The following is an 18,951-nucleotide window of genomic DNA, read 5'->3' as shown; positions in this document are numbered from 1 at the left end:
AAGGGAAACGGTTTGGTTCGACGTGTTGGCAGACAAAAAAATTCCCCCACGGGGCGTTAACGCCGTGGGGAACTGATTTAGAAAACCGTATCGGAATTATGACTGTGCAGTCGGTGTAATCCCATTATCGTTCTTGTTGGTGCCAGACAGCTCAGCATCCAGTTTCTTCTCGTCCAGCTCGCGGCAGTATTTTGCTACCACGATGGTCGCCACACCGTTACCAATCAGGTTGGTCAGCGCACGGGCTTCTGACATAAAGCGGTCAATACCCAGAATCAACGCCAGACCGGCAACAGGCAGGTGGCCCACGGCAGACAGCGTTGCCGCCAGCACGATGAATCCACTTCCCGTCACGCCCGCTGCACCTTTAGAGGACAGCAGCAGTACCACCAGAAGGGTAATCTGATGCCAGATATCCATGTGGCTGTTGGTCGCCTGAGCGATAAATACCGCGGCCATTGTCAGATAGATGGAAGTGCCATCAAGGTTGAACGAGTATCCGGTAGGAATAACCAGACCAACGACCGATTTTTTACAACCGACCTTCTCCATCTTCTCCAGCATACGTGGCAGCACGGATTCAGAAGAGGATGTGCCCAGTACGATCAGCAGTTCTTCACGGATGTAGCGAATGAATTTGAAGATACTGAAGCCTGTCGCTCTGGCAATACTGCCCAACACCAGAAACACGAACAGAACACAGGTGATGTAGAAGCAAGCGATCAGCTGTCCCAGCTGTATCAGCGTACCGACACCATATTTACCGATGGTGAAGGCCATTGCACCGAACGCACCCAGCGGAGCCAGTTTCATGATCATGTTAATGACGCCGAAAATGACCTTGGAGAAGCTGTCGATCACGTCAAAAATCACTTTGCCTTTTGCCCCTAGGCGGTGCAGAGCAAAGCCGAACATTACGGCAAACAGCAGAACCTGCAAGATATTACCGCTGGCAAACGCACCGACCACACTCGCCGGAATTACATCCATCAGGAACGGAATCAGACCCTGTTGCGAAGCCTGTTGGGTATAAACCGCCACCGCAGACGCATCAAGCGTACTTGGGTCGATGTTCATGCCCACGCCAGGTTGCACCACGTTAACCACGACCAGACCGATAATCAGCGCAATCGTACTCACGATTTCAAAATACAGCAGAGCGACCGCACCAGTACGACCGACCGACTTCATACTTTCCATGCCTGCGATACCGGTAACTACCGTACAGAAGATAACCGGCGCAATAATCATTTTAATTAATTTAACAAACCCATCGCCCAGCGGCTTCATTTGCTCACCAAGCTGGGGGTAGAAATGCCCCAACAGTATCCCTATTGTAATGGCGGCAAGAACTTGAAAATAAAGACTTTTAAAAATTGATGTTTTCATACATACGTCCTATGGTGGGGAAAACACAGGAGGGGAATAGGGTACGAAAATGCCGCCTGTGATTGCGCCGGAAAGTAACATTGCAATAACAAGCTGAGAATGTTTTATAAGTTTAGTTTGTGAACGATAGGTTAAAAACAAGAGCTGAATCACGTCAGCAGGAATTATAAAGAAACATCAATGCAATTTACTTGTAACAGATGCACATTTTTTCGGCAGTGATATTGCCTTGAAAAGCCCTCAAACCCCCGTCATACGGGGAATGTGCCGCTCAGGAAACATTTCTATGAAAAGTAACATTTGCGTTACCTGCAAATACTCAGGAAGGCACCGTGAGAGAATGAAGCCCGGATTTTTTATCACGCCTCGCCAGCTGCATAGCAAAACGTGCCTGTGATAAAAGCAGTGCCGCGTCCTCGGGTCGAGGATCGGTAATGGTAAGGATTCCGACGCTGACAGCCCGCGCAGGCTGAGAGCCCGCCGGTAAAAAGGGAGAATTAATCGCCAGCATCACGTTTTGCGCCCAATCTTGCGCCTGTCCGGCGGATTGCAGCTGCTTCCCGATGATAGCGAACTCATCACAGTCGAGACGCGCCAGATAGATGAGCCCAGCCTCGTTCTGTTCTTCAATCGCCGCGCTGAGCTGCTTCGCCAGCATGTCTACCTTACCCTGCTTGCTGGCGGACGAATCAAGCCCGAAAACCAGCAGACTAAACGGTGTCGCATCGGCCAGACGCTGTTCAAGGCGTCGCATGAAGTGCGCTTTGTCCGGCAGCCCCGCGCCTTCCGTTCCTACAGAAAGCGACTGCGCCAGCAGCTGTTGATTGCGGTTATAGCTGCGCACCAGCGCGCCCAGCTCATCGTCCTGATGCCAGGGCGGCAGCGTAAGTTGACGGTGGAGCATGTCATCCGGCGGGAGATTCTGTAACTCGACAATAATCCCACGCAGCGGGTGTATCAGCAGGCGGTTAATGCACCAGGTAATGGCGATCGACATAATCAGCGCCAGCAGCAGATACGTCGCCAACATGGTTGAAAAGGTGCTGACGATAAATTGATACATCCGGTAGGAATCCGCCTGCAACACCAGATGCGCCAGCGGAGCCGAATACTGCGTCTGCGGTGGCGAATAGAGCGGAATAGAGATGCGGATAGGCAGCTTAAAGACCCGTGCGATCCAGTCTGGCACCGGCCGCTCTTTCGGGAAATTCGCGTGCAGCGTCTGGAAATCATCCGGCAGCAGCACATCTGCACGGCTCAGAAAGGCAACGGGTAATAAGCTGTCCAGAATATTGCCCGCCCGCTGCACTTCCCCTTGTAACACCGCATCCGTCAGCGGTTGACGCACGGAATACGCGATGCTCTCCAACTGCTTGGCATAATCTTCACGGCGCTGATGCACAAAGTGAAAAAGCTGTATGACGATAAACAGGCTGATCGTCACCAGTGCCACGGCAGACACGGCTGTCATCTGTTTAATCGTTAATGAACGTCTGAGCCGCAAGCGCTTTCTCCGTCAACCTTTTATGCAGACCTGAATACCTGGCCCACCAAACAACAAATAGGTGAGCAATATACAACGCGAAAAATGCGCACGCGTTACACACAGCAACACGATTTACACGCGGCAAATAGTATAAGGCAGCTTATCGCCGCCTTAACGCTGTTTTCTGCTGATGTTCGGGGGATTTCATCTTAATCCTAGGCTACCTTTGGCAACAGCGATAACGCGGCCTCAGAATAGGGGATATCCCCTGCATAAGCCAGTATCGCTATTCGGGGAGCAGACTGAAGAATCGGGTAGGATTCTCGCCTACCCGATCAAGTGATCGGGGTGAGATTATTGCGGGTAAGGCACCCAGTCTCCGCCGTTCAGACGAATGTAAGGTTTTCCCTGATATTGCATCACGATAGCGTTCTCATTTTCCGAGATCGCTTCCGTTTGCGGCAGTGCGCTCGTCAGCGTTTGCCAGTCAACAGACGGCGCGGTGAACACTTTGCCGTCGACCATGCGCGCCACCAGCTCCGAAATTGCCAGATAGCTGCTCGGCGACGCAATCTCCAGCGCATTGCCCTGATGCGGTGCCTGTAGGCCAAACAGTTTCACGCCGACGGGAACATGCGTGATGCTCGGACTGGGAATATCGCGCAGACCAGACATTTGCATCTTATCCCCAGCCAGCGCTGCGCCGTGCTCTGGCACCACAATCACCATGACTTTACGGCCGGACTTTTGCAACACGTCAAAAAACGCATCCAGTTGGTCAAACAGAATCTTCGCGCGTGGCGCATAGTCCGCCGACTGCTTGCTTCCCACAAAGCGATTACCATCGTGCAGCGGAAGCAGGTTAAAGAAGGTCGCGTTACGTGTCGTCGTCGCTTTCTCCCGCTCGCCCAGCCAGCGATTCAACAATTCCAGATCGTTATAAATCGGCTCGCCGTCGAATGAGGTAATCTGGTGACTAATGCCCTCCTGCGACAGCATCGGGATCTGAATATCTCCCTCTTCACGCACCTCACGCAGGTAATTACCAAAGACGCCGGAATGATCGAGCATCAATTGCTCTTCAAAACCCAGCGCCACCAAATTACTGAACAAGTAACACTGTTGGTTCACCGGCTGATACAAATCAATATGAGACTGTTGACCACAGCTTGCCCGTAGCAGGCGAATTGACGCAGGCCCACTGTAAGCGGCGGCAGAGTTAAACTGGCTGAACAGGATATCGAACTTCTTCCACAGCGGATGATTCTCTAGCTGCGCCACTTCCAGATCCGACCACGACAGCGAACAGATATTGATAATCAGGAGATCAAAAGGCTGAGCATCCTGCGGCAGCGCAGCGGGGAACGCCGTGGCTCGCGCTTTTTCTCGTGTGTAAAACTGGTTCAGATAAGCCGTTAAATTGGCGTTTGTTGGCGGTAAAGTGGCCTCAGGCAGCGCAGCGTCTCCGCCAGCCGGGGACGCCGCCGAGGGAGCAGACGCCGTCGATACCGCTGGCATCAACGACACCGCTGGGCCCGCCAGATTGACAAGGTTTAACCACGCCAACGCCGCCACGGTAAACACCGTAATACGAATCCACTGTGCGAAGAATAGGTAGGCGACGGTAATCACCGCCGCCGCACCGACCATTTGCCAGTTAATGAAGCGGTTTAACAGCTCCAGCAAATAGGCTGCGCTAAAGCCCGCAACCTGCGATCCCTGACTGATAATACTGTTAATGCCCGGCAGCCAGGTGTCGTGGTAAAACAGCCCGATACCGAGCGGGATGGCAATAATATGACGCCAGCGGTGCAGCGTGACATTGGGGATTGGGAACAGCAGAAACGCCAGAAAGACCAGATTAAGCAGCGGATGAAAATTCAGGTAGCCAAACCATAACAGGGCAAATTTCAGCAAAAAATACACATTCCAGGCACCGAGCCCACGCCAGTAGCGCCATATATTCTGCTGTTTTTGCGTATCCTGTTGCCGCGTAGGTTTTTTTTCGTCCATTTTATTTTTTAGTCTCTGCTGAAGTCGGCTTGGTTGAGACCGTCTTTGTTGAAGAAGGGCTGCGCATCCAGACACTCGCAGGTTTCAGGTAACGCGGTGACAATAGCCTGTTTTTCCAGTACTGAAGCCAGTGGGGAATCACACGGCGTGCCAGATAGCCAAGCGTAAAGAAAACGACCGCGCTCAATAACACCAGTTGCACGATATCAATCAGGTTCATGACGGCTCTCCCGGTGCGTGGGCCCGTAAATTGGAACCCAATAGATCGGGTGCCAATAGGTCGATAGCAATAGGTTCACGCCGCGTCACCTGGCTGCGCGGTGCAGATTCGGTCTGCTGCAATTGCACATAGTCGTTAATCTGCCGCTCTTGCTCCAGCGTATCGCCCTGCGCCAGCGATTTAACTTCTGCCAGAATCTGTAAGTCTTGTGACCAGACAATCCGATTGCTGAACGCTTCATCCACGGGCAGGCGGAAAATGGATTTCAGCGCGATATCCAGCTCATTCAGGCGACAATTGGACAGGAACAAAAACAGGCGATCCTGCGCGATCGTGACGACATCACCAAAGCGTCGCAGCGTGCAGAGCGTCAGCGCCTGCGCCGCCCGCACGCCCGGTACGGGGCGCAATGCGACCAGTACGCCCTTGCTGCCTTCCGGCATCAGCGTGCTATCAATCAACATCTGCACAGATTGCCGAAAGATATCAGGGGGTTGGTAGCCCTTAATCTGTAGCGGCCGCATGGTGGTCAGCAAGACTTCAACATCGACAGGAACGTGTTTGGTAAAGCGCTGCCCTTGCACACTTTCAACCCGCGTCAGGAAACGGGATAGCGGTTCTGAATGAGAGACAATAATATTCGCACCACATGCCAATAGCAGACGCTCGTCGCTGGCGCGCAGACAAGGCTTCATTTCCCGCACCACAATCTTCAGCAATTCACCACGCTGCCGCCGCAGGCTATGAACCTGTTTGACGAGCGTATCCACCTGACTGGTTTGATTGAGCGCAAAAACGAGGGTCGCCGCGTGGGTCAGCATGCCGGTTTGTACCAAAATGGCGTTATCATCCAGTAGCTGCCAGTTTTCTGACAGCGCAGGCGCGCCTTCCATCACGCTCTTTTCCATCAAAAAGAGTCCATCATCGTCCAGAGACGGCGTGAGGATCGGCTCCTCTTCCTTCAGCATGTACCACCCGTCACTGTCGGATTGCAGCATCTGCACCTTATTCGCCCGCACGCCCCTTTCCGTTGCCCACCATGACACCAGATACTGCGCGCGATCCTGCTGCCATTGCAGACTGGCTAAACCATAGAGTCCACGATGTTGAGAAATCAGCATATTCCTCAAGCGGGTTACACCGGTGCTGTGGCTGATCACCACCAGCGTACACTGGCGCTGATGCAGCCATGCCGCGGTGTCATCGATCCAGCGCTGGAGCCTTTCTGGCGAGATATCTCGCCACAGGCTAGCGGGAGCATAAAGCACTAACAGACGATTTTTGGGGCGCAATGCACGCATTAAGTCATCGGTTAAATTCAGCAACGCGGCTTTATTTTCCGGCAATGCGTAGCAGGATAATTGTTTCTTTTCGGCGTTATTATTTTCTGCCGTAAATAATGCCGTCAAAAGAGAATCAGATCGTTCCCCACAGCCTATTAACGCCACTCTCGCGTCGTTATTTTGGCCGAGCATAATTTGCTGGCAAAATAAGGCGGCATCAATCTGCCGATCAATATTCACCCAATAAAAGCCCGCCTGCTGGAGCATAACCAGCTCATCCCAAAGGTCACGAATACCTAATGAAAAGTTCTGCTTCATAGACTGATTTCTTTTCCGTTAATGGCAGCGTTCCACCTTAATAACACAGTCAAAATAAACTCTAGCAGCCCCCCGAGGGATCACAACTTTGCGCTATAAATTATTCCTATCCCTTGATAAATCACCCGTTACTATTTTTTCCTATTCACATTGCAATCATCAATTCATTGCTATAGTTAACGAGCACACCTGACTCCTTATTAAAGACAGCAGAATCGTAATCCTTCATCTGCCAGACTGTCTGTTATGGGTGCAATAAAAGACGCACCACATCTGCTATTTGGATGTTTTCCCTTTATCGATATCAATGATAATGGATAGCCTATTTCAGAGGCATGGGATGAATAACGAACCGACTCGTATAGATACCAGCGCACGCGCCGATTTAGCCGAAAGTGCAAGAACCGACGACGATCTACGGGTTCTCAGTCAGGCTTTTTCTTTACCTGAAATAAGCTATATCGATATCGCCCGTCAGGCGCGTCTTAGCCAAATGATGGCGCGCTGGCCGCTGCTAGATGAATTAAAAGAACCGGCTGGGAGTGACTGACGATGCCCGTGATTGCTTTGCAAGGAATCCGTGGAGGCGTAGGTACCACCTCAATCGCCGCCGCGCTGGGTTGGGCCTTCCAACGGCTGGGAGAATCCGCGCTGGTGATTGATTTTTCGCCGGACAACTTGCTGCGCATTAATTTTAATATGCCGTTTGAACAGCGCCGCGGCTGGGCGCGAGCGGAAGCCGATGGCGCGCCGTGGCAAACGGGTGCCATGCAATATCTCCCCGGTCTGGATTTCCTGCCGTTTGGTCACCTGAATACACAGGAGATCGCGACGCTCCAACAGCATTACCACCAGCACCCCGCACTCTGGCAAAACAATCTGGCACAGCTCAGCGCGGCGGGTCGCCATCGCTGGATACTGATCGATGTACCGGCAGACAACAGCCCGCTCACGCGACAGGCCTTAGCCACCGCGAATACCGTTTTTCAGGTGGTGGTGGCCGATGCCAACTGCCATTCACGCTTACATCAGCAGGCATTGCCGCGTCAGTGCCATTTTCTGGTGAATCAATTTTCTACTCTCAGCACGCTTCAGCAGGATTTGCACCAGCTCTGGCTGCACACACTCTCGCACCTGCTGCCGCTGGTGGTACACCGTGACGAAGCCTTAGCAGAATCGCTGATGCTGAAGCAGCCACTGGGCGAATGCCGCCCGGACAGCGTGGCAGCAGAAGAGATCATGACGCTGGCAAACTGGTGCCTGATTCACGTTAAGGAAAGCGGTGTATGAGTGGAATCCTGCGCTTGTTCCTCGTTCCGCCCGCCAGACAGGCGATACAGCAGCGCTACCGCGGCTATCGTCAGCAGGGTGCCTCCGCCTTTGCCGCCTTTTTCGCCACGCTGTTTGCGATACTCGGCTGGATCTTCCTGCGGCTGGAGTCTGAGGGCTGGCAACAGATTCGCGCGCAGCGAACCTACTGGTTCCCACACATTTCGCCTCAACGCCCGCGTCCGGCCGATATTCTTCGCTATCTAACGCAGGGTATTTGGCTGCTGACCATCAAAAACGGCCAGTTGCCGACATCGCGCCGCAATTACTTCTCCGCGCTGCCGCGCTGGCGGCAACGCTACATGAACGCGCAGCAAGCGCTGTTTACCCGCTTTAGCCACACGAATACTGACGATCGCGAAGACCATGAATCAGGCTCCACCAAGACGAGCCGCCTTCAGAGGCTAGTGACGGTCGCGCTGAGCCTGCTGTGTGCGGCGCTGGCGCTGCTATGTATCACGCAACCGTTTGATTTACTGTCGCAGTTTATTTTCATGACGCTGCTGTGGTGCATCGCCATGCTCGTTCGCAACATGCCGGGACGCATGCCGACGCTCATGATGATCGCCCTTTCTTTCACGGTTTCCTGCCGTTACCTGTGGTGGCGCTACACTGAAACGCTGAACTGGGACGATCCGCTGAGTCTGATCTGCGGCATGCTGCTGCTGGCAGCGGAAACCTATGCCTGGGTCGTGTTGGTTCTGGGCTATTTCCAGACGATCTGGCCGCTGAACCGCCACCCGGTTTCACTGCCGGAAGACAGCAAAACGTGGCCAACCGTCGATCTGATGATCCCGACCTACAATGAACCCTTGAGCGTCGTGAAACCAACGGTGTATGCCGCGTTAGGTATCGACTGGCCTAAAGATAAGCTCAACATCTATATTCTGGATGACGGCGGCCGCGCCGAATTTAAGGCCTTCGCAGAAGACGTCGGCGTCCATTACATCGCCCGCGTCACGCACGAACATGCCAAAGCCGGGAACATCAACAACGCCCTGAAACAGGCGAAAGGCGAGTTCGTCGCCATTTTCGACTGCGACCACGTCCCTACCCGCTCTTTCCTGCAATTAACCATGGGCTGGTTCTTCAAAGACAAAAAGCTGGCGATGCTGCAAACGCCGCACCATTTCTTCTCGCCCGATCCATTCGAACGCAATCTGGGACGCTTCCGCCGTACGCCCAATGAAGGCACGCTGTTCTACGGTCTGGTTCAGGACGGTAACGACATGTGGGACGCCACGTTCTTCTGCGGATCCTGCGCCATCCTGCGGCGTAAACCGCTGGATGAGATTGGCGGGATTGCGGTCGAAACGGTGACGGAAGATGCCCACACCTCACTGCGCCTGCATCGCCTTGGCTACAGCTCGGCGTATATCCGCATTCCACAGGCCGCCGGACTGGCGACCGAGAGCCTCTCGGCGCACATCGGGCAACGTATTCGCTGGGCGCGTGGCATGGTGCAAATCTTCCGGCTGGATAACCCGCTGTTCGGCAAGGGGCTGAAACTGGGGCAGCGGCTGTGTTATGCCAACGCCATGATGCACTTTCTGTCCGGTATTCCGCGGCTGATCTTCCTGACTGCGCCGCTGGCGTTCCTCCTGCTGCATGCCTACATCATCTTCGCCCCGGCGCTGGCCATCGCACTCTACGTGCTGCCGCACATGGTACACGCCAGCCTGACCAACTCGCGTATTCAGGGGCGCTACCGTCACTCGTTCTGGAGTGAGATCTATGAAACCGTGCTGGCGTGGTACATCGCCCGCCCGACGACCGTCGCGCTGTTTAACCCACACAAAGGGAAATTCAACGTGACGGCCAAAGGCGGACTGGTGGAAGAACAGCATGTCGATTGGGTGATTACGCGACCTTATCTGGTGCTGGTGCTGCTGAATATCGCAGGGATCGTGTATGGCCTCTGGCGTCTGATTTACGGGCCGCCGGAAGAGATCATGACGGTGCTCATCAGCCTGCTGTGGGTCGTGTACAACATGACCATTTTAGGCGGAGCCGTCGCGGTTGCCGTAGAAGCCAAGCAGGTACGTCAGGCCCACCGGGTGGAAATGTCGATGTCCGCCGCCATCCTCCGTGCCGATGGTCATCTTTTCCCCTGTGTCCTGCGCGACTATTCCGATGGCGGCGTCGGCGTTGAAGCCCGCGAGTCGGGTATTCTTCAGGTCGGGGACAGCGTCTCACTGTTGCTAAAACGCGGTCAGCAGGAATACGCCTTCCCGTTCAGCGTTACCCGCGCGTTCGACAACAAGATTGGCCTGCGTATGACCAACCTGACCATCCGCCAGCATATTGATTTCATTCAGTGTACGTTTGCCCGCGCCGACACCTGGGCGCTCTGGCAAGACAGCTTCCCGCAGGATAAACCGGTCGAAAGTCTGGTTGATGTGCTGGCACTCGGCTTTCGCGGCTACCTGCGTCTGGCCGATTACGCGCCGCCTGTCATACGCAACATTATCCTGGCCTTCCTCAACATCGTGGTGTGGGTGGTGTCATTCATCCCACGCTATGTAGGGAAACGCACCGTCACAACCCCGTCGGGTGCTGCGCTGCCGGAAAAAGCCGGACATCAGGGCAAAACGCCGTCTGCCCATGAAACGCGATTTGCACAAGAGAACCTGTTTACAGAAAAGACAGTGGCTTGATTGCCATTCACAGGCCGTGATCAACGGTCTTTCTCCTGACAACGAGAAAGGCCCTTAACATTGATGATGACACGATGACGAAAAAAATAATCTGGTTCACCGCATTGGCTTTAGGCGTCAGCTCATTATCTCAGGCTGTCACCGCGCCGTACGCACAAACACTGGCAGAAGGGGGCGCAACTCAGCCGCCTGCCACCGCAACGCCAGCGATGACGATGCCAGCGATTCCTCTGGCGCAACCGGCAACCAACACCGCCGTGCGCAACGTGGTGATGCCCTTTGCGCAAATCGCGCCTGCGCCGGGCGCCTTTGCGCTACGCGGTATCAATCCCGACGGACAGATTGAGTTTGGCGTTCGCAGCGATGAAGTGGTCACACAGGCTTCCCTCGATCTCGAGTTTACCCCGTCACCGGCGCTGATCCCCACCGAGTCGCATATCAAGGTTTACCTGAACAATGAGCTCATGGGCGTCACCACGATTAGCAAAGAGCAGATGGGGAAATCCAACCGCGTTCGCATTCCTATCGATCCGCGCTACATCACGGACTTTAACCGTATGCAGTTGGTGTTCGTCGGCCATTATCAGAACATCTGCGAAAACCCAGCCAGCACCAGCCTGTGGCTGGATATCAGCAAAGCCAGTGCGCTCAATCTACAATTCCAGAAATTGACGCTGAAAGACGATCTGTCGCCGTTCCCAGCACCGTTTTTTGACAGCCGCGATACCCGCCCACTGACGCTGCCCATCGTCTTTGCCGGCCAGCCGGATCTGGTGCAACAGCATGCCGCCGCGGTACTCGCCTCGTGGTTTGGCAGCAAAGCACAATGGCGCGGGCAGTCTTTCCCAGCCCTCTTCAACCAACTGCCGAATAGCCACGGTATTGTGTTCGCTACCAACGATAAGCGGCCGGATTTCCTGCGCGATACTCCCGCCGTGAACGGGCCAACGGTATCGATCATCAGCCACCCTAACGATCCTCATGTGAAACTACTGCTGGTTCAGGGACGTGATGACAATGAACTGTTCACCGCCGTGCAGGGCATCGCACAGGGGAACGCGCTGTTCCGTGGGCAAAGCGTCACCATCGATAAGGTGGAGCAGCTTGCCCCACGCCAGCCGTATGATGCGCCAAACTGGGTTCGCACCGACCGCCCGATGACCTTCGCCGAACTGCAGCAATATAACGAACAGCTGCAAACCGACGGTATCGTGCCCCGGCCGATTTCGCTGACCATGAACCTGCCGCCCGACCTGTTCCTGATCCGCAGCCAGGGCATCGATATGCGTCTGAAATATCGCTACACCGCACCGCAGATTATGGATGGCTCGCGCCTGAGTATTAACCTGAACAACCAGTTCGTACAGGCGTTCTCGCTGGCGCCGGAGCAGGACCAGAATTCCCTGTTGATGCGTCTGCCGCTCACACAAGGGCTACGGGATTCCGACAAGACCCTGTCTATTCCGGCGCTGAAACTGGGCACGACCAACGAGCTGCGCTTTGATTTCAACTACACTACGTTGCTCTCCAGCGGCACCGCCGACCGCTGCGAAACTTATACGCCAGTCGTGAATCACGCCGTCATCGACGGCAGCTCGACCGTTAACTTCTCTGGTTACCGACACTTTATGGCAATGCCGGATCTACGTGCTTTTGCCAATGCCGGCTATCCGTTCAGCCGACTGGCTGACCTGTCACAAACCTTGGTGCTGGTGAACAAACAGCCACAACCGGCTCAGCTCAGCGCCATGCTGAACGCAATCGGCAACATTGGGGCGCAAACCGGCTATCCGGCGTTAGCGATGCAGCTCAGCGATGACTGGACGCAGGTAGACAAGCAGGACCGCGATATTTTGATGATCGGCGCTATCCCGCCTGAACTGCACGACAGTAGTAAAATTAACCTACTGGTCGAACAAACAAAAAGCTGGATCAAACAGCCGCTACGCCAGACCGCAATGCCGGACATGGGCTCCCCCGAGTCTGACGCGAAGCCAGACAGTAAAACCACCGTCAGCAGTGACGGAGCGATGTCGGCGATTATCGGCTTCCAGTCCCCGTATCACGACCAGCGCAGCGTTGTCGCGCTGCTAGCCGATAGTCCGCAGGGTTATACACTACTCAACAACGCGCTGATCGACAGTGAAAAAAGAGCCTCGCTGTTCGGTTCCGTTTCCGTCATCCGCGAATCGGGCATCAATAATCTGCGCGTCGGCGATGTTTATTACGTCGGCCACCTGCCGTGGTGGGAACGTATCTGGCACGTACTGGCGCAACATCCCGTCTGGCTGGCGATCATGTCCACCGTCAGCGTCATTATTATTGCCTGGCTGCTGTGGCGAGGTCTGAGACTCTTCAGCCGCCGTCGCCTGTCGCCGGATGAAAGGGATTAACGCACCATGCCACGCGTGCTGCGCTACCTGACTCCCACGCTGCTGTGGCTATGGGCTTCCCTGGCCACCGCCGCCGTCTGCGACTGGCCAGCCTGGGAGCAGTACAAGCAGTATTACATCAGCGAAGAAGGAAGAGTGATTGATACCTCAACGCCCAATAAAATCACCACGTCCGAAGGGCAAAGCTACGCCCTGTTCTTTGCGCTGGTCGCCAACGATCGTGTGATGTTTGATCGGCTGCTGAAATGGACAGAGGACAACCTGTCCGCAGGCGATTTACGCGCGAATCTGCCCGCCTGGCTGTGGGGAGAGAACACGGATAAACAGTGGACGGTGCTGGATCCGAACTCCGCTTCCGATGCCGATCTGTGGATTGCCTATAGCCTGCTTGAAGCTGGCCGGCTGTGGAAAGAGGCAAGCTATCAGACGCTAGGCACCGCGCTGCTTGCGCGTATCGCCAAAGAAGAGGTGGTGACGATTCCGGGGCTGGGCGTGATGTTACTGCCCGGCAAAGTGGGCTTCGTAGAGAAAGAGAGCTGGCGCTTGAACCCCAGCTACCTGCCGCCGCAACTGCTGGCACGATTTGCGCCGCTGGACGAGAAGTGGAAAGCCATGCAGCGCACCACGCAGCGCCTGCTGTTGGAAACCGCACCGAAAGGGTTTTCGCCTGATTGGGTCATCTGGCAAAAAGGCAAAGGCTGGCAGTCCGATACCACCAAACCTAATGTCGGCAGCTATGACGCCATCCGCGTCTATCTGTGGGCGGGGATGATGGCCGACAGCAGTAGAGGGAAAACCGATTTACTCAAACAGTTTCAGCCGATGGTTCAGCAGACGATCCAGCAAGGGCTACCGCCCGAAAAAGCGGACACCGCGACAGGCACCGTCACCGGACAAGGATCGGTAGGCTTTTCCGCCTCGCTGCTTCCGATGCTCTCTCGTCAGCCGGACGCACTGGGCACCCAGCGACAGCGGCTCGCTGCCAATCCACCGGGTGACGATGCTTATTTCTCTGCCTCGCTGACGCTTTTTGGTCAGGGATGGGATCAGAAGCGCTATCGCTTCACTTCACAAGGCCAACTTTTACCGTATCGGGGTAGCCAATGCGCAACGACACCTTAAATTGGCTGCGCGTCCTCCCGTTATTGCTGGTTGCTGCACCGCAGGCATACAGCGCGGAAACCGCGTCGCCAGAGCAATTCCTGATGGAACAGGTGCGCCTGGGAGAAGCCAGCAACAAAGACGATCTCGTGCGTCAGTCTCTCTATCGGCTGGAGCTTATCGCGCCAAATAACCCCGAAGCAATTGCCGCCAAATTGCGGCTGGCGATGCGTCAGGGCGATCAAACGCAGGCGCGTCAGCTGTTGGAAAAACTGAAAACGCTGGCACCCGATTCCGCTGCCTATCGTCATGCAAGCATGATACTGGCACTGACGCAGGAAGAGACGCGCCAACAATTACAGAAGGCTCGCTCGCTATCTACCGCCGGGCAATATGCGGAAGCCAAAGCGCAGTATGACGCGCTCTTTCACGGCGAACCCCCAACGCTCGATCTGGCCGTTGAATACTGGCGTATGGTTTCCTACTTACCGGATCAGGAGCTGGTCGCGCTTAAGCAACTGGCAGAGCTGGATCAGGTATACCCTGACAACGTTCCTCTGCGCCTTGCGCTGTCATACTTGCTCTTCCGTCAGGGTAGTAACGAGCAGACCGCTCCTTTGCTGAAACAGTTGGCTAACGCCCCCGTCGGACGCAGTCAGGCGGCATCGCTATGGCTAGCGATCATTCGGCGGATGCCCGTCACGCCGCAGAGCGTAGCAGAGTTAAATCGCTTTCTGACCCTATTTAACGAAGGCAAACGGGCAGAAACCGTCCGCAAAGAGCTTAACCGCCAGCAGAAAATGTTAGCCGATCCCACCTATCAGACACGTCTCCGTAGCCTGGCACAGGGTGAAAGCCGCGGTGGCAATAGCGCCATGCTCAATGAACTGAATAACGCGCTGGCTGCCACGCCAAATACCCCCGAACTGATCGGCGCGGTCGCTCTGGTTTACCTGCGCGAAGGCGATCGGAAAAAAGCACTGGAACAGTTCCAGAAGGCATTACAGGTGGATATGAGCCGTCTTCACAGCGGTAGATGGGAAGGGCTCATCCAAAATACGCAAGATTGGACCACGATCGCGAAAGGTGACAACGCATTGAAAGCCAACAATCTGGCGCTGAACTGGCTGCGCCTGCTCCCGTTATTGCTGGTTACTGCGCCGCAGGCATACAGCGCAGAAACTACGTCGCCAGAGCAGTTCCTGATGGAGCAGGTGCGTTTGGGAGAAGCCAGCAACAAAGACGATATTGTGCGTCAGTCGCTCCATCGACTGGAGCTGATTAACCCGGATAACCCAGAGGTTATCGCCGCCAGATTGCGGCTGGCGCTGCGTCAGGGCGATCAGGCGCAGGCGCGCCAGCAGTTGGACAAGCTAAAGGCAGTAGCGCCCGATTCTGCCCTCTACCGGCAGGCAGAAATCACGCTGGCGCTGACGCAGGAAACCGCGCGTCAGCAATTACAGCAGGCGCGTTTGCTGTCTACCGCCGGGCGCTATGCGGAAGCCAAAGCACAGTACGACTCGCTCTTTCACGGCGAGCCCCCAACGCTCGATCTTGCCGTAGAGTATTGGCGGCTGGTCTCACGCTTACCCAACCAACAACCTCTGGCGATTAAACAACTGGAGACGTTAGATCAGGCCTATCCGAATAATGTACCGCTGCGTATGGTGCTGGCGCGGCTGTTGTTTAGTCAGAATCGTAACGAACAAGCCTATCCCCTCCTCAAACAGCTTTCTAACGATCCCGTCGGACGCAGTCAGGCAGCTTCGCTGTGGCTGGAAATTATTGGTCGGATGCTGGTCACGCCACAAAGTGTGGCGGAACTCAACCGCTTTCTGACCGTGTTTGATGAAGGTGAACAGGCGGATACGGCACGTAAAGAACTCAGCCGTCAGCAGGGAATATTAGCCGATCCCGTTTATCAGGGCCGGCTGCGCGCACTGGCACAGATTGAAGATGGTGGCGGCAATAGTGCCACGCTTGACGAATTGAATAAGGCGCTGGCCACCACACCCAACGACCCCGAACTGATCGGCGCTATTGGTCTGGTTTATCTGCGCGCGGGCGATCGGGTAAAAGCGCTGGCACAGTTCCAGAAGGCACTACAGGCGGATGTGAATCGCCTGAACAGCGGCAAATGGGAAGGGCTTATCAAAAGTACGCAATATTGGACCACCATTGCGGAAGGCGACAACGCGCTGAAAGCCAATAACCTCCCGCTGGCACGCCAGAAGTATCAGCAGGCACGCCAGATGGATAACACCAATCCCTATGCGCTGATTGGTCTGGGTGATGTCGCCGTTGCCAGCCAAAACGATACCGCCGCCCAGCCGCTCTATCAGCAGGCTTTACACCTTGAACCCGGCAACGATAACGCCCTGCGCGGTCTGGTCGGGATTTATCAGCGGCAGTCGCCGGAGAAAGCACTCACTTACCTCAACAGCCTGTCGCGCAGCCAGCAGAACACGATGCGGGATACGCTTACTGCGCTACAACTCAATATCCTAAAACAACAGGCAGACCAACTTGCGGAACAGCAGCAGTGGACGCAGGCGGAAGAGAAGTATCGTCAGGCGAACCAGCAGGATCCGAACGATATCTGGTTTGCCTATCGCTATGCCCAGACGCTGCGCCAGCTGGGGCAAATGCAGCAGGCCGACAGCGTGGTACAACGCGCGACTGCCGTGCCACCGGCCGACGCACAGAAGAACTACGTTTACTCACTTTACCTGTCATCCACCAATCGTGATGAGCAAGCACTCGCTCACCTGAACACGCTTTCCGCAGCGCAGTGGAGCGACGACATGCGCGATTTATCTCAGCGCCTGACGATACAGACCACGCTGGCGAAAGCGGAAGCCATGCGCGATGCAGGGGACGAATCCGCCGCTATCGCTTTTCTGCGTCAGCAACCGGCGAACACCCGTATCGATCTGCTGCTGGCAGACTGGGCACTGGCACGGGGCGAATACGCGACGGCGCTGGCGGATTATCAACGCATTCGCACACGAGAACCGCAGAACCCCGATGCACAATTGGGTGAGATCGACGCATTTATCGCGCAGGGTCGGCAAGATGACGCACGCCAGCGTCTGAACCAGCTCCCGGCGCAGGCGGCTGATACCCTCAACGCACAGCGGCACGTCGCCAACGCTTGGCAAGCGGTCGGAAATCCGCAAAAGTCGACGGCGCTTTTCCGTCAGCTAAAAATCGACGCGCAGAAAGAACCGGTCGGTCAGGGCAAAGCATTGGTCTACCGCGATGCGGCACGCGTTGAACAACAGCAGTCTCAACCTGAACAGGCGCAGCAGGACTATAAACAGTCGATGGTTGCTAGCGGCATCACGCCCGCTCTGCCGCAAAGCGACGATGACTATACCCGACTGACGCGCAATCAGGCAGGAGACGACTGGCTGCAACGCAGCATCCGCGCCGATGCGGCGGATCTGTATCGTAAGCAGGATGTGACCGTCACTCTGGATCACGATTACGGGAGTTCAAGCGGAACAGGTGGGATTTCCGATCTGAGCGCTCACAACACCATGCTGCAAGTGGATATGCCGTTGTACGATGGTCGCGCCTTCTTCCGCACCGATACCGTACAGATGGACGCTGGCTCCTTCTCAACGGACAGCAACGGTGCCTACCGGGAAACTTTCGGCACCTGCGCCACGCGGGACTGTTTCGACGGTAAATCACAGAAAGCCACCGGCACCAGCGTCGCCGCAGGCTGGAAGAACGATCGCTGGTCGGCAGATATCGGCACCACGCCGCTCGGCTTCGACGTGGTCGATATCGTCGGTGGCGCAAGCTACAGCGGCGACTGGCGGCAAATCGGCTGGACCGCGACAGCATCACGCCGCCCAATCTCCAGCTCATTACTCGCCTTCGGCGGCACCAAAGACCCTGGCACCGGCATTACCTGGGGCGGCGTGCGTGCCACGGGCATCAGTCTCGGGCTGAGCTACGATCGGGGCGAAGCGCACGGCGTCTGGAGTGATTTCAGCGTCCACCAAATTACGGGTAAAAACGTGGCCGATAATGACCGCGCTCGCGCTATGGCAGGTTATTACTACAAGCTGATTAACGAGGATAACCAACGCGTCACGGTCGGTCTGAACAGCATGTGGTGGCGACACCAGAAAGACTTAAGCGGTTATTCGCTTGGCCAGGGCGGCTACTACAGCCCACAGCAATACTTTTCTCTGGGCGTACCGGTGAACTACCGGCAGCGGACGGAAAACTGGTCGTGGGAACTCGGTGGATCGCTCTCGTGGTCACGTTCTTCTACCAAAGATCAGCGTCGCTATCCGTTGACCGGCCTGCTGGGCAACGCTGCGATCACCGACCGAGACACCATCGAACAAGGCAGCAGCAGTTCCGGCTTCGGCTATACGGCACGCGCCATCGTCGAACGCCGCCTCAGCTCACACTGGACGCTGGGCGTCGGTATCGACATTCAGCAAGCGAAGGACTACACCCCAAGCCACGGCCTCATCTACCTGCGCTACTCCGCCTCCGGCTGGCAGGGCGATCTCGACAGCCCACCGCAGCCGCTTACGCCGTACGCGGACTTTAAGTAACCGTCCCCACTTCAGACCTCATAGGGTTTCCATCGCAGCGGAAACCCTATGATAAATATAAAAATTACTCTGACTTACGATATAGTTACCTGCCTATCTATATAAAAATGATAATGACTATCATTTTTATTCTCAAAAATTAAATTTCACAACGTATTCTGTCGAATTTCTATTGGCTA

Annotated in this window: 11 protein-coding genes; 6 read left to right on the top strand and 5 right to left on the bottom strand. The window is 55.4% G+C overall.

From position 1 onward, the window contains the following. Positions 1 to 96: 96 nt before the first annotated feature. The 5 genes from H4F65_RS14200 to bcsE form a co-directional block, all read right to left on the bottom strand. A complete protein-coding gene (locus tag H4F65_RS14200; protein WP_010681403.1) occupies positions 97 to 1,389 on the bottom strand; it encodes a dicarboxylate/amino acid:cation symporter in 1,293 nt (430 codons plus the stop codon). Between the two features lie 319 nt (positions 1,390 to 1,708). After that, positions 1,709 to 2,860 carry a diguanylate cyclase domain-containing protein gene (locus H4F65_RS14195; RefSeq protein ID WP_010681404.1) on the bottom strand — a complete coding sequence of 384 codons (1,152 nt, stop codon included), beginning with the start codon at positions 2,858 to 2,860 and terminating at the stop codon, positions 1,709 to 1,711. A 369-nt stretch (positions 2,861 to 3,229) separates the two neighbouring features. Beyond that, positions 3,230 to 4,888 carry a cellulose biosynthesis protein BcsG gene (gene bcsG, locus H4F65_RS14190; RefSeq protein WP_010681405.1) on the bottom strand — a complete coding sequence of 553 codons (1,659 nt, stop codon included), beginning with the start codon at positions 4,886 to 4,888 and terminating at the stop codon, positions 3,230 to 3,232. Position 4,889: 1 nt separating this feature from the next. Next, positions 4,890 to 5,108 carry a cellulose biosynthesis protein BcsF gene (gene bcsF, locus H4F65_RS14185; protein ID WP_010681406.1) on the bottom strand — a complete coding sequence of 73 codons (219 nt, stop codon included), beginning with the start codon at positions 5,106 to 5,108 and terminating at the stop codon, positions 4,890 to 4,892. Continuing rightward, complete coding sequence (gene bcsE / locus H4F65_RS14180; protein WP_010681407.1) at positions 5,105 to 6,709, bottom strand: cellulose biosynthesis protein BcsE; 1,605 nt, start codon at positions 6,707 to 6,709, stop codon at positions 5,105 to 5,107. The genes bcsF and bcsE overlap by 4 nt, the downstream gene beginning before the upstream one ends. Positions 6,710 to 7,049: 340 nt before the next feature. Between bcsE and bcsR the strand changes: the two genes are divergently transcribed. The 6 genes from bcsR (at position 7,050) to bcsC (ending at position 18,772) form a co-directional block, all read left to right on the top strand. Then, a complete protein-coding gene (gene bcsR / locus H4F65_RS14175) occupies positions 7,050 to 7,259 on the top strand; it encodes a cellulose biosynthesis protein BcsR (RefSeq protein WP_010681408.1) in 210 nt (69 codons plus the stop codon). Between the two features lie 2 nt (positions 7,260 to 7,261). Then, the gene (gene bcsQ, locus H4F65_RS14170) at positions 7,262 to 7,999 is read left to right on the top strand and encodes a cellulose biosynthesis protein BcsQ (RefSeq protein WP_010681409.1); all 738 of its coding nucleotides are present in this window, start codon (positions 7,262 to 7,264) and stop codon (positions 7,997 to 7,999) included. Further along, complete coding sequence (gene bcsA, locus H4F65_RS14165; protein WP_010681410.1) at positions 7,996 to 10,695, top strand: UDP-forming cellulose synthase catalytic subunit; 2,700 nt, start codon at positions 7,996 to 7,998, stop codon at positions 10,693 to 10,695. Before bcsQ ends, bcsA begins: the two co-directional genes overlap by 4 nt. A 74-nt stretch (positions 10,696 to 10,769) precedes the next feature. Next, on the top strand, positions 10,770 to 13,088 hold the full coding sequence (bcsB, locus tag H4F65_RS14160) for a cellulose biosynthesis cyclic di-GMP-binding regulatory protein BcsB (protein ID WP_010681411.1): 2,319 nt from the start codon (positions 10,770 to 10,772) through the stop codon (positions 13,086 to 13,088). A gap of 6 nt (positions 13,089 to 13,094) precedes the next feature. Further along, positions 13,095 to 14,210, top strand: coding sequence for a cellulose synthase complex periplasmic endoglucanase BcsZ (gene bcsZ, locus H4F65_RS14155; RefSeq protein ID WP_010681412.1), 1,116 nt, complete (start codon positions 13,095 to 13,097; stop codon positions 14,208 to 14,210). Next, positions 14,192 to 18,772 (top strand): cellulose synthase complex outer membrane protein BcsC, encoded by a 4,581-nt coding sequence (bcsC, locus tag H4F65_RS14150; protein ID WP_010681413.1) that lies wholly within the window; start codon positions 14,192 to 14,194, stop codon positions 18,770 to 18,772. The genes bcsZ and bcsC overlap by 19 nt, the downstream gene beginning before the upstream one ends. Positions 18,773 to 18,951 lie beyond the last annotated feature (179 nt).

Origin of the sequence: Pectobacterium brasiliense (genome assembly GCF_016950255.1) — a bacterium.
GTDB classification, from domain to species: domain Bacteria; phylum Pseudomonadota; class Gammaproteobacteria; order Enterobacterales; family Enterobacteriaceae; genus Pectobacterium; species Pectobacterium brasiliense.
This window is presented reverse-complemented; position numbering and strand designations above follow the sequence as displayed.